Origin of the sequence: Pseudomonas sp. PS01298 (assembly GCF_029959745.1) — a bacterium.
GTDB classification, from domain to species: domain Bacteria; phylum Pseudomonadota; class Gammaproteobacteria; order Pseudomonadales; family Pseudomonadaceae; genus Aquipseudomonas; species Aquipseudomonas aylmerensis.
The window spans coordinates 25,686-37,144 of the sequence record NZ_JASCPP010000004.1 but is presented as its reverse complement, the minus strand read 5'-3'; the positions used below and the strand labels follow the sequence as shown (position 1 = coordinate 37,144).

Below are 11,459 nucleotides of genomic sequence, written 5' to 3'. Positions count from 1 at the left end.
CTGCTGCCCGGACCTGTGTAGGTGCTGGCTTGCCTGAGATGGCATCACCTGGGTGTGCCTGATGTACCGAGGTGCCTGCATCGCCGGCAAGCCGGCGCCTGCAGAGGCACCTGCGTCGCCTATGGATTGTCCTTGAGGGTCTTGAATGCCTCCACGCGCTTGATCAGCCGGGTGTTCTTCGCCGAGTCGGCATTGCCGAACAGAAACGAAAAATCCGAGGCCAGCCCCGAGGTGCCGGCAATCGCCGCGTACTGGTGACAGGCATTGCAGTTGTCGTTCTGCACGTAGGTCTCCAGGGTCGTGTTGGCCACCACCCCATTCTGATCGCTGACATACGGCCCGTAGGATAGCGGTGTCTTCACGTTCGGCCCCGGCCCCGGGTCGTTGGGGGCATTGGGCGTCTTCGACCACAGCACATTCACCAGTTTGTAGTACTGGAACACCGATTGGCCCTGGGTTTTCTCGGCAAAGGTCTGCTGCACCGCCGTGTTCAGCGCCTGCAGGTCCTGGGGCGTGGCGTTCACCCGCGTGGCCTGCACCGGCTGCTCCAGTGGCGTGCAGTTGGGCGGGGTATGGCTGGCGTCGCATTGCACGCGCGCCACATTGGGTGTGCAGGCCGCGCCGGTGCAGGCCGGGTTGTTGAAGCTGTAGCCATCCGGCGGTGCGGCGCCGCCATCGGGCACATTGTCGACCTGCTCGAACGTGCTCCAGATGAAGTTCGGCTGGGTCTGGGTCTTGTTGATGATATGCAGGCCCACCAGCCCCACCACTTCCTGGGTGCACTGCAGGGTGTCGGGGCGTTGCAGCCAGGCCACGGTGGTGAGGTAGCGTCCGTACAGCTCGGGCTTGTTGGTGAGCACGCGCCAGGCGGCCTTGAGTTCCAGGGCGCCGAGTTCTTCCTGGGGCAGGGCCTTGGCCGGCAGTTCGCGCACCAGCTTGCCTGCCGGCAATGACAGGCCGGCGGGGTGCCGATTGTCGCTGTTCTGCGCCACGATCAGCTGGTTGGCTGCATCGTACAGGCCGTTATTGACGATGTAGTCGAACTCGGCCTTGCCGACCTTGCGCTCGAAAAACACCAGGTTGCCCGCCTGGTCCGTCAGCCAGCCGCCGGAGGCTTCCATGATCGAATCCGGCAGGGTCACCTGGGTGCCGCTGGACAGGTGAAAGCGATGCTTGCGGTTAATGGCGCTTTCCGAGGTGGCGGTGATGAATTTGCGCGCGCCGCTGGCAAACGCCTTGAGGGCGCCGGAGGCGCTGCAATTGGACGGCACCAGGGTTTCGACACCCCAGCCGGACGGCTTGGCCGCGCCGGGCAGGAAGATATCGCTGGCATCCTTGTAGCTGGCCCACACCGGGGCGTTGCTCATTGGCTGGCCGGGCGTGGGCGGCACGCCGAACTGGGCCGCGCTGCTTTGGGTGTCCGGCTCGCCGGCCAGGCTCGGGTTGGCGGGCCAGCCGGGGTTGACCGACCAGTTCATGGCGATAAACAGCTGCCAGCCGAAACAATTGAGAAAGTCCTGCTCGGTGCCGAAATTGTTCACCGGCAGGAAGCCGCCACTGGTGGGATCGAACACCAGTTGGCTGACGCAGCTCTGGGCGTCCGTTGCGGCGCTGGCCGCGGTTGGGGCCAGCAGCAGGGCGCAGGTTATCCAGCAGAACACACTCAAGCGTGCCCGGCGCAGCGGGCGAGGCCATCCGTTCATGATCGCATTCCTTGCTCAAGTCTCAGGGGGCGGCCGCCCCTGCCAGGCAGCGGCGGCCGCAGGCATTCAGGCGCCGGGCACCAGGGCCAGGCCGCTCTCCCATGGGTGCTGGGTGGCACTGGGGTTGGCGGCTTCGCTCGGGTTCAGCGCACGCACGCTGACCAGTCCCGGCGCGGCGCTGCTGCTGACCGTGACGGTCATGATGTAGCCCTGGGTGCCGCCGCTGTCGGTTTGCCCCGGGATAGCCGAGGCGTCCGGCAGGAACTGCGTGACCTGGGCGGTGATCCCCGGGTTGGAGAACTGCACCCGCGCGTCGGCGACCGTGGTCTGCGGGTCGGCGCCTTGCACCACCAGCACGAACTGCGCCGAGGTGCCGGGGGCAAAACTGGCCGGCAAGTCGCTGGGGGACTGGCCGTAGAACAGGTCCAGCGGCAGCAACTGCACGGGCCAGGGTTGCGTATCGGTGTTGTTCGCCGCGACACATTCGCAGGCTTCGGGCGTGGCGGTGAGGGGCGCCGGCGTCACGCTGAGGGCCACATCCAGTTGATCGGCGATGACCCACACGTAATTGATCGGCGTGCCATTGATGGTGATGTCGTTGATCGAGAACCCGGCGCTTTGCGGCACCTCGAACACCGCTTGCAGGATCTGGTCGGAGTTGTTCGGGCCGGTGCCGGCGGTGCCACGGGTCACGCGCCAGTAGCTGCTCACATCCTGGCCTTGAGGGCCTTTCCAGCCGCTGAAGGATTTGGGCTGTTGCAGGTACAGGCCGATCGGATTGGTCAACGAGATGAGGTTGTTCACCGCCGCCTGGTTGGCCGAGAAACCGATGTGCGGGTCGGAGTTGCGGTAGTTCTGCCCGTACTGGGCGCAGCAGATCAGGCTCTGCTGGTTGGCGCTGCTGCGGATCGGCCGCAGGATGGTGGCCGCGGCCGCCAGGTAGATCTCGGCACTCAGGGTGTTGGGCCCGGAGGTCAGGTGCATCGCACCGCCCGACACGCCGGGGATGCGCACGGTGCCGCTGTTCCATTTATTCACGGTGTCGTAGGCGGGGCGGCCGGTGGTTTCATCGATCACCGGGTCGCCGGCGTTGCCGGTCGGACCGTTGGCGGTGTAGCGCAGGTACAGGTCTTCGAGTTTCACCTGCGGGTCGACATACGCCTGGTACAGCCCCAGCACGGCATTCGGATCGATGTTCCACATGGTCAGGAAGTAGGCCGGGTTTTCGCTGGTGAACATGATGCTGCGCATATTGCCGTCGGGGTCGCGGGTGATCGACCACTCGCAGTATTCATCGAGCCAGCCCCGTGGACCCGAAGGCGAAAAGTCGGCGTAGGGACCGTTCCAGTTGATCGATTTGCACAGCACGCTGGGGATCTGCAGCTGGGTGGCGGTCGGGTCCGGGTACAACGAAAACAGTGTGCCGTCGAGGTTGATCTGGCCGTGGTCGGTGAGTTCCATCACCTGGTCCAGGGTCATGGCCTTGCCGTTCAACTGCGGCACCACGGCGGCGCCGTTGTTGTAGAAAAACGTCCACAGGCGGTTGGGGAACGGCTGCCAGGTAATGGTGATCGGCGTCTGCGTGCCGTAGCCGCTTTCGATCGGGTTGTAGTAGCCCGAGCGCGGCGCGTCGTTGAGGTTGGACCAGGGGTTGCCGATGACCGACATCTGGGTCCAGCCGGTGACGTTGTTGTTCCAGTTGGTCTCGAAGGTCGACAGCTGGTCTTCCAGGCCCAGCTTGTTGTAGTCCTTGGGCGCCTGCTCGGCGGGGGAGGTGAATTGGGTGAAGGGTGTGCTCATGTCGGTTCTCCAGCAGGTGTGTGGTGGGACGTGGAGCAGCAACCGGCGCCCGCAGCGGGGCCGGCGGTGGTTTGGCGTGGGTCGTCCCACACCAGTTGCGCGATAAAGCCAGGCAGCGGCGCGTACGCATCGGGCGTCAGTACCTGGCCACTCTCGAGATGGGTCACGATCAGCGATAACTGCGCGGCATCCGTCGGCGCCAGGTGCAGCGCCCTGACGCTGCGCGCAGCATTCAGCGCACGGGACACGCCCTGGGTGATGCAGCGGCCCTTGTCGTCCACCAGGCCCATGCCGATCCGGCTGAAACGCCCGACGTAATGCGGGTTGTCTGCGTTCACGTGCTGCGCGGTGGCGTCTGGCTGATTGAGAAAGACGTCGATCAGGAAGGTGTCGTGGGTGCAGCGCACATGGTCGAACACCACCCACGGGCCAGTCCCTGCCGGCTGTGCCTCGCAGCAGGCTTTGGATGCACCGAACTGCGGCGCCACCGGGGTGCCGTAGTCGTAGCCGATGTGGCGGCTGTCCTGGGCCATGTCGCCCAGGGTGGTGTAGCGCCAGGCATCCGCGCTGGTGAAGCTGACCTCTTCGGCCTGGTGCCCGGCGAATGGCTGCAACAGGCACTGGGTGGTGTACTGCGCGGCCGGATTGGCGCGAATCCACACTTCGAGCATGCGGTCGATATTGGCGTGGTAGGAGCAGAACACCGGGTCGAAGGCGGTGTAGGCGTTGTCGGCCATGTCGCCGCCGATCCAGCCGTGATAGTTGTCGTGGGGCTGTTCGTAGAGCCCGTCGAAATTCAGCGCGCGATTGGGGTACAGGTTGTCCGGCTGTGGCGGGTCAAACGTGGTGATGTTGGCCCAGGGATACCCCGGCACACCCTGGGGCTGGCTGAAGGTGGTGAAGGTGAGCGCATCCAGCACTTGCTGCTGGAAGATCCGGCTCATGCCATACAGGCGCGTGCGCTCGACACGAAACGCCTCGCCCTGGGTGTAGAACAGCGGGTTGCGCTGCACATAGCGGCAGTCCACGCCCTCGACGCTGGCGCTGGCGCAGACTTTTGAACAGCCGTCCTTGGCCGCCGCATAGCGCAAAGGGTTGCGCCGCACTTCGCCGGTGTGCGGGTGCACGTAGGTCTCGTCGAGGAAGGCCTGGGGCAGCCCGGCCTGCGGGCTGCCATCGACACTGGCGTCGGCGGCCATCCAGTCCCAATAGGGAATCGCGCAGTCGATCAGCGCTTCCAGATGCAGCAGGTAGGCGCGATGCCACAGGGCAAACGCTTCCTGGTAATGCAGGCACCAGTTGGTGTGGATGTAGGCGTAGCGCTGCCAGGGCGAGCCGCTGTCCGGGTCGCCGATGTGCATCACGTCATCCAGGCGGGCGCGGTACAGGTTCAACTGCTCCGGGCTCAGGGCGCGGATGTCCTGGCGTACGCGCTTGACCGGCTGCGGCAGGGCCGGTGGGGGGATGCGCTCGGCGGGGTCAAAGGCCGAGCTGGCGTCCAGTCGCCAGCCCTGGTTGACCCACAGGCGGAAGGTTTCCAGCGCATCGATCGGCCAGAACTGCTGTGGGTCGGTGGTCAGCGGCATGTTGCGCGAGGCGAGGTGCTGGTAAATGGTCTGCGACCAGGTCTTGACCGAGTCCGGGTCTTCCAGGAACACATCGTAGGCGTTCATGCAGCCCGCCCAGGTGGCGGCGACGGCGGCGCGCGAGGCGGACGGTATCCAGTAGGGGGCGCTGAAAAGGCCGTGGATATCAGCGGTCCATGTCGGTTTCGCGACTATCATAAGATCCCTCTCATGCCGCCCCGGGCCAGGTGTTGGCTGGGCTGCTAAGCTGGATTGATGTTAACGAGCCGCTGCGCAGGATTTGTGCAAATTGGCCCGTCTTCGCGACGGATTCATTGCAATTTTCAAGGACGATTTACAACCGATGACAGACGCCATGGATTTGAAGATCCTGGGCAAGTTGCAAAAGGATTGCGACCAGAGCCTGGAGTTGTTGAGCGACAGCGTGGGGCTGTCGTCCACCAGTTGTTACCGGCGGATTCGCCGCATGGAAAGCGTGGGGATTATCAAGGCAAAAGTCGCGGTGCTCGACGAGCGCAAGCTGGGCATCCAGGTGACCGCGTTTTTCCTGATCAAACTGGACAAGGACAGCCACGATATCGACCGCAAGATGCAGCACATCCTCACCCGCCACCCGGAGATTCAGGATTGTTACCTGCTGACCGGCGAGTTTGATTTTGTGATGGTTGCCAAGTTTCGCGATGCGACGGAATACACCGAGTATATCTATCGGTTTCTGGAGACTTATCGGGATATTCCGATTCGGACTTATTCGTCGACGTTGGTGGTACGCACGGTTAAAAAATCCTACGAACTGCCCCTACAAGGGGTGGGTTTCCCTGCGGGTTAGCGGCCTTGAAGACAACCGATCTACCGTGTGCAGGAGCCGGCTTGCCAGCGATGGGATCACCTGGTTGCACCGAGGTGCCTGCATCGCCGGCAAGCCGGCTGCTACAGAAAAGCGCATGCGTGATCGAGTCCTCCCAGTAACCCACTCAAGCAAAAATGAAGCTTTCATGACAAAAGTTCGGTAGCCCTTGGCCACTCCCGTCTCTCCTGTGTAACGCGCTTGAGGACGCCAGACAGGCGTTCTTTTCAGCCGCAAGCAGGATGCCAGGAGTGGGGCGATGGGAACTATGGAACGTTACTCGAAAGTGGGCATGCAGGAGCTCGACCAGCGCCTGTCGAAGATCGTCGAAGCGGCGCGCAAGAAGCCGGTTTCGGTGTATCGCTACGGCGCGCCGTGGGTGTGGATCGTCTCTCAGGATGATTGGCAGGGCGCCTTGAAGGAAGTCGCGAGCTTCATCCCGGCGGGCCATTCCCTGGTGTTGCTGCGCCCGCAGATCGATGAAATCCTCGACCAGCATCGCGACTGGCTGGTGGCCGAAGCCCCGATGTCGATCGCCCCGCACACGGTGCTGCAGATCCTCCTGCTGCAACTGTTGTATTCGGTACCCAGCGAGCAGCAATTGCATGAACAGCTCAACTACAACCTGCTGTTCCGCTGGTTCGTCGGCCTGGACCTGAACCAGAAGGTCTGGAGCATCCACGCGCTGACCCGCGACATCGCCACGCTGCTGAACAACCCGCGGGCGGTGCAACTCATCCAGAAAATCATCGGTGACGTGTTTTGTGGCGCCTTGCTGCACACGCCGGAGTTCTCCTTGAACTTCGCGCTGTTGCATACCTGGCTGGCACGCCACGGCAGTACCTCGATCGCCAGTAATTGAGCTGGCCATACGTCGCGCCATCGGCGGCGGCGCACATAATCAGAATGTCAGGGGGCGGTGTGGAGCATCTGTTCAAATCAACGCTGGCGCTGTGCTGCATGGCGCTGGGCGCCTTGGCGCAACCGGCGTGGGCCGAGGAGGGGGAGCAAGCCCCGGCGCGCAAGGTCGACGTCAACGAGTACTTCGTGCGCGGCAATACTGTGCTCGACGCGGCGACGATCGAGGAGGCGGTGTACCCGTTTCTCGGCCCGCAAAAGACCCTGGACGATATCGAAGGCGCCCGTGACGCGTTGCAGAAAATCTACCAGGCGCGCGGCTATCAATCGGTATTCGTCGAGTTGCCGGAGCAGAAGGTCGATGACGGCATCGTCTACCTGCAGGTCAGCGAAACCAAGGTCGGCCGGGTCCGTGTGGTCGGCGCCAAGCATTACTCGCCGGTGGAAATCCGCGAGCAGGTGCCGGCCCTGGAAGAGGACGCGGTGCCGGACTTCGCCACCGTGCAAACCCAGTTGGCCGGGCTCAATCGCGGGGCTGGGCGCCAGGTCACGCCGCTGGTGCGCGAAGGCCAGCGCCCGGGCACCATGGACGTGGATTTGCAGGTCGAAGACCAGAACCCCTGGCACGCCAGTATTGGCCTGAACAACGACTACAGCGCCGACACCGAGAAGCTGCGCTCGGTGGCGACCGTCGGCTACGACAACCTGTGGCAACTGGGCCACAGCATTTCCCTGACCTACTTCACTGCGCCCCAGGACACCGACAACGCCAAGGTCTGGTCGGGCTCCTACACCGCGCCGCTGGATGAGCGCTGGGCCTTGCAGTTCTCCGGTTACCAGTCCGACAGCAACATCGCCACCATCGGCGGCAGCAACGTGCTGGGCAAGGGGCATTCCTACGGCGTGTCGGCGATCTACAGCCTGCCGGCCACGGGCAACTGGGCCAACTCGTTCTCGTTCGGGGTCGACTTCAAGGACTTTGACGAGCAGATGAAATTCGGCGCCAGCAGCGACCAGGTACCCCTCAAATACGCACCGATGACCTTTGGCTACAACGGCTATCGCTACACCGAGCAATCCCAATTGGGCCTCGGCTTGAGCCTGGTGGTGGGCACGCGCGCGTTCTTCGGCTACGGCAGCGACGCCGAGGAATTCGAGTACAAGCGCTACAAGGCCAGCGCGAGTTTCGCGGTGCTCAAGGGCGACCTGAATTACACCTACACCTTCGCCAACGACTGGCAGTCGGCGACCAAGGGCGGCTTCCAGCTGGCCTCGGGGCCGCTGGTGTCCAACGAGCAATATTCCGCCGGCGGCGCCACCTCGGTGCGCGGCTACCTGGCGGCCGAGCGCACCGGGGATGAGGGCTATCTGCTCTCCCAGGAATTGCGCACCCCGTCCCTGGCCAAGTTCCTTGGCAGTTACGTGCAGGAGTGGCGCTTCTACGCGTTCGCCGAAGGCGCGCGCATGCGCCTGCACGACCCGCTGCCCGAGCAGGAAGACGAATACAGCCTGGCCAGTGTCGGCCTCGGCACCCGCGCCAGTTTGAGCAAGTGGTTGTCCGGCAGCCTGGATTGGGGCTACCCGCTGCTCGATGGACCGAACACCCAGAAACAGGACGCGCGACTGCACTTCAGTGTGCAGGCGACTTTCTGACTTTTTCTTCCGGAGACTTCACCCATGCAACGCCTATTTCTGAGCCTGTTGATCTGCCTGGGCTTCGCGCTCCCGGCCACCGCCCATGCCTGGTGGCAGGACGACTGGCACTACCGCAAGCAGATCTCGGTGGACACCACCGCCCAGGGCGCTGCCATCAGCCAGGCCCTGGGCCGCACCGCGCTGCTGGTGCGCCTGCACACCGGCAACTTCACCTTTGACGGGGTCAAGGACGACGGCGCCGACCTGCGCTTTGTGAGTGCCGACGACAAGACCGTGTTCAATCACCAGATCGAAAGCTTCGACCCGCTGATGGGCATGGCGCTGATCTGGGTCGACGTGCCCAAGGTCGAAGGGGGTCAACGCCAGGACCTGTGGATGTACTACGGCAACCAGAAAGCCCCGGCCACCGCCAATGGGCAGCTGACGTTCGACCCCAATTACACCGCGCTCTACCACTTTGACGGTGCCAACGGCACACCGGCCCGCGACACCACCGCCTATGCCAACACGTCGGTGAACGCCACCGGCGCGAGCATCGACGGTGTGATCGGCCGCGCCCTGCAGTTCAGTGGCCAGCCATTGCTGCTGCCGGCCAGCCCGTCGCTGCAACACGCCGCCGGCGCCGCGTTCACTTTCAGCGCCTGGCTGCGCCTGGACCAGGCCAGTGGCGAGCAAGTGGTGCTGACTCGCCGTGACGGCCCGCACAGCTTGCTGCTGGGGCTGAACCAGGGCATGCCGTTCGTGGACATCGACGGCCAGCGCGCCGTGTCGACCCAGCCGCTGAACCCTGACCAATGGCAGCACCTGGCATTCACCGCCGAGGGCGACAAGCTCAGCTTATATGTGAACGGCCGCGAAACCGCGACCCTGGCCGTGGCGATGCCGGCTTTCAACTCGCAACTGGCGATCGGTGCCGACGTGCCGGAAGCGGCCAGCACGCACCTGCCGTTCGCCGGCGCCATCGATGAGCTGCGCCTGTCCAAGGTGGCGCGTCCGGCTGCGCTGTTGCTGGCCGACGCGAGTGCCCAGGGCGCCGAGTCGAAACTGGTGGCCTACGGAGTGGATGAAGAACAGTCAGGCTTCGGTTTCGGCAGCCTGGGTTTCCTGCTCAACGCCGTGCCGGTGGACGCCTGGGTGATCATCCTGGTGCTGGTGGCGATGATGGTGCAGTCGTGGGTGATCATGCTGCGCAAGAACCGCCAGGTCAGCCGGGTCAGCAGTGCCAACGAGATTTTCCGCGAGCACTTCGCACAGATCGGCACGCGCCTGGAGATGTACGCCGACGACGCGCAATTGGGTGAGCGCCTCGGCCATTCCTCGCTGTGGCGCCTGTATCTGGTGGCGGTCAAGGAGATCCGCACCCGCCGCGCGCAGGGGGCCGACACCTCGTCGGTCTCGGCGGCGACGATCGAGGCGATTCGCTGCTCCATGGACGGCGTGCGCACCCGCGAAAACCAGCAACTGAGTGCCAAGCTCTCGACCCTCTCCAACGCCATCGCCGGCGGGCCGTATATCGGCCTGCTCGGCACGGTGCTGGGGATCATGGTGGTGTTCCTCGGCACAGCCATGGCCGGTGACGTGAACATCAACGCTATCGCCCCGGGCATGGCGGCGGCCTTGCTGGCCACGGCCATGGGGCTGTTCGTCGCGATCCCTGCGCTGTTTGGCTACAACCGCCTGATCACGCGCAACAAGGAAGTCAGCGCCGACATGCGCGTGTTTGTCGACGAGTTCATCACGCGCCTGGCCGAGATGCACGGCGAAAGCCAGCACAGTGAAGCGGCGCACCGCCGCGAACACCACGCATCGGTTCCGGCCTGAGGAGAATCGCCATGGCTTCCGTAAATGCCTCCCACGACGATGACGATGATGCCGCCGTCGACAGCATCAACATCACCCCCCTGGTGGACGTGCTGATGGTGGTGCTGGTGATGTTTATCCTCACCGCCACCGCCCAGGTCTCGGGCATCCAGATCCACCTGCCCAAGGCCAGCGCCTCGGTGTCGCTGTCGGAGGCCAAGACCAAGGCGATCTCCGTGAATGACGGCGGCCAGGTGTTCCTCGACGCCTACCCGGTGACCCTCGGTGAGCTGGAAGAGCGCCTGCGCATCGAGAAAGCGCTGAATCCGGACTTCCCGGTGATCGTGCGCGGCGATGCGCTGGTGCAGTACCAGAAGGTCATCGAAGTGCTCGACCTGTTGCGCCGGCTGGAGCTGTCCCAGGTCGGGCTGGTCACCGGCAAACCGAGCCAGGGCTGAGCCATGACTGCACAGATCCCGATTGCGCCGTTGCCAGTGAAGAAGAAGCCGCCCCTGCGCCCGTTGAAGTGGGGCGCCGGGTTGTTGCTGGGCGCCGTGGCTGCCTGGTTCCTGTGGCAGTGGGCCAATGACATGAGTGGCGTACGCCGCGAAGCGCCGAAGGTGCCGACGATTATCCCGCTGCCGCCACCACCGCCGCCGCCACCGGAAAAGCCCAAGGAGCCCGAGCCCAAGGTCGAGGAAAAAGTCCCGGAGCCGGTGCCCAGCCCGGAACCCGAAGAGGTCAAGCCGGCCGAGGAAGCGCCACCGTCACCCAACGAAGACCTGGCCAACCCGATGCAGATCGATGGCGACGCGCAGTCCGGCACTGATGGTTTCAACATCGGTGCCGGCAAGGGCGGCGGCATGGCCGGCAGCGGTGGCGGCGGGCTGGGGACCGGCACGTACAAACAGTACCTGGCCGGCACCTACCAGCGCTTGATGCGCGAAGACCCGGCGCTGCGCAAGAAGGCCTTCTCGATACAGATAGACCTGTGGCTGGGCGCCGATGGACAGGTCACCAAGGCGCTGGTGGCCAAGTCCAGCGGCGATGCCGAGACCGACGCGCAGATGCTCGCCTTGATCCAGGCACCGCGTGCCACCCAGAAACCGCCGGCGTCGTTGACGCTGCCCCTGCGCCTGTCCCTCAAGGGCCGGCGTCCGGATTGATCGACACCTTTTATCCACGGATTTTTACAGGAGTTGCGTACAC

The 11,459-nt window shown here is 64.3% G+C and carries 8 protein-coding genes and 1 pseudogene; 6 read left to right on the top strand and 3 right to left on the bottom strand.

Annotated features, from left to right (window positions below):
• Positions 1 to 119: 119 nt before the first annotated feature.
• The 3 genes from QMX97_RS03075 to QMX97_RS03065 all read right to left on the bottom strand — a co-directional run bounded on the left by QMX97_RS03075 (position 120) and on the right by QMX97_RS03065 (position 5,287).
• Positions 120 to 1,703, bottom strand: a complete 1,584-nt coding sequence (locus QMX97_RS03075; protein WP_282395950.1) for a hypothetical protein — start codon at positions 1,701 to 1,703, stop codon at positions 120 to 122.
• Positions 1,704 to 1,769: 66 nt separating this feature from the next.
• A complete protein-coding gene (locus QMX97_RS03070; protein WP_106804356.1) occupies positions 1,770 to 3,503 on the bottom strand; it encodes a hypothetical protein in 1,734 nt (577 codons plus the stop codon).
• Positions 3,500 to 5,287 carry a tyrosinase family protein gene (locus QMX97_RS03065; protein WP_282395949.1) on the bottom strand — a complete coding sequence of 596 codons (1,788 nt, stop codon included), beginning with the start codon at positions 5,285 to 5,287 and terminating at the stop codon, positions 3,500 to 3,502. Before QMX97_RS03065 ends, QMX97_RS03070 begins: the two co-directional genes overlap by 4 nt.
• Positions 5,288 to 5,444: 157 nt before the next feature.
• Between QMX97_RS03065 and QMX97_RS03060 the strand changes: the two genes are divergently transcribed.
• The 6 genes and pseudogenes from QMX97_RS03060 to QMX97_RS03035 all read left to right on the top strand — a co-directional run bounded on the left by QMX97_RS03060 (position 5,445) and on the right by QMX97_RS03035 (position 11,416).
• Entirely contained in the window at positions 5,445 to 5,918 is a 474-nt protein-coding gene (locus QMX97_RS03060; protein WP_065905934.1) for an Lrp/AsnC family transcriptional regulator, read from the top strand.
• Positions 5,919 to 6,465: 547 nt separating this feature from the next.
• Positions 6,466 to 6,798, top strand: a pseudogene (locus QMX97_RS03055) (transposase); the annotation flags it as partial.
• Between the two features lie 59 nt (positions 6,799 to 6,857).
• A complete protein-coding gene (locus QMX97_RS03050) occupies positions 6,858 to 8,447 on the top strand; it encodes a ShlB/FhaC/HecB family hemolysin secretion/activation protein (protein WP_282395948.1) in 1,590 nt (529 codons plus the stop codon).
• Between the two features lie 24 nt (positions 8,448 to 8,471).
• The gene (locus QMX97_RS03045) at positions 8,472 to 10,271 is read left to right on the top strand and encodes a MotA/TolQ/ExbB proton channel family protein (protein WP_282395947.1); all 1,800 of its coding nucleotides are present in this window, start codon (positions 8,472 to 8,474) and stop codon (positions 10,269 to 10,271) included.
• Positions 10,272 to 10,282: 11 nt separating this feature from the next.
• Complete coding sequence (locus QMX97_RS03040) at positions 10,283 to 10,708, top strand: biopolymer transporter ExbD (RefSeq protein ID WP_065905942.1); 426 nt, start codon at positions 10,283 to 10,285, stop codon at positions 10,706 to 10,708.
• A 3-nt stretch (positions 10,709 to 10,711) separates the two neighbouring features.
• Positions 10,712 to 11,416, top strand: coding sequence for an energy transducer TonB (locus QMX97_RS03035; RefSeq protein WP_106804352.1), 705 nt, complete (start codon positions 10,712 to 10,714; stop codon positions 11,414 to 11,416).
• The last annotated feature ends 43 nt before the right edge of the window (positions 11,417 to 11,459 follow it).

What these genes read in the sequence shown, in the direction of transcription:
- QMX97_RS03075 (WP_282395950.1), bottom strand. Translation starts at nt 1,703, where the DNA reads ATGAACGGATGGCCTCGCCCGCTGCGCCGGGCACGCTTGAGTGTGTTC.
- QMX97_RS03070 (WP_106804356.1), bottom strand. Translation starts at nt 3,503, where the DNA reads ATGAGCACACCCTTCACCCAATTCACCTCCCCCGCCGAGCAGGCGCCC.
- QMX97_RS03065 (WP_282395949.1), bottom strand. Translation starts at nt 5,287, where the DNA reads ATGATAGTCGCGAAACCGACATGGACCGCTGATATCCACGGCCTTTTC.
- QMX97_RS03060 (WP_065905934.1), top strand. Translation starts at nt 5,445, where the DNA reads ATGGATTTGAAGATCCTGGGCAAGTTGCAAAAGGATTGCGACCAGAGC.
- QMX97_RS03045 (WP_282395947.1), top strand. Translation starts at nt 8,472, where the DNA reads ATGCAACGCCTATTTCTGAGCCTGTTGATCTGCCTGGGCTTCGCGCTC.
- QMX97_RS03040 (WP_065905942.1), top strand. Translation starts at nt 10,283, where the DNA reads ATGGCTTCCGTAAATGCCTCCCACGACGATGACGATGATGCCGCCGTC.
- QMX97_RS03035 (WP_106804352.1), top strand. Translation starts at nt 10,712, where the DNA reads ATGACTGCACAGATCCCGATTGCGCCGTTGCCAGTGAAGAAGAAGCCG.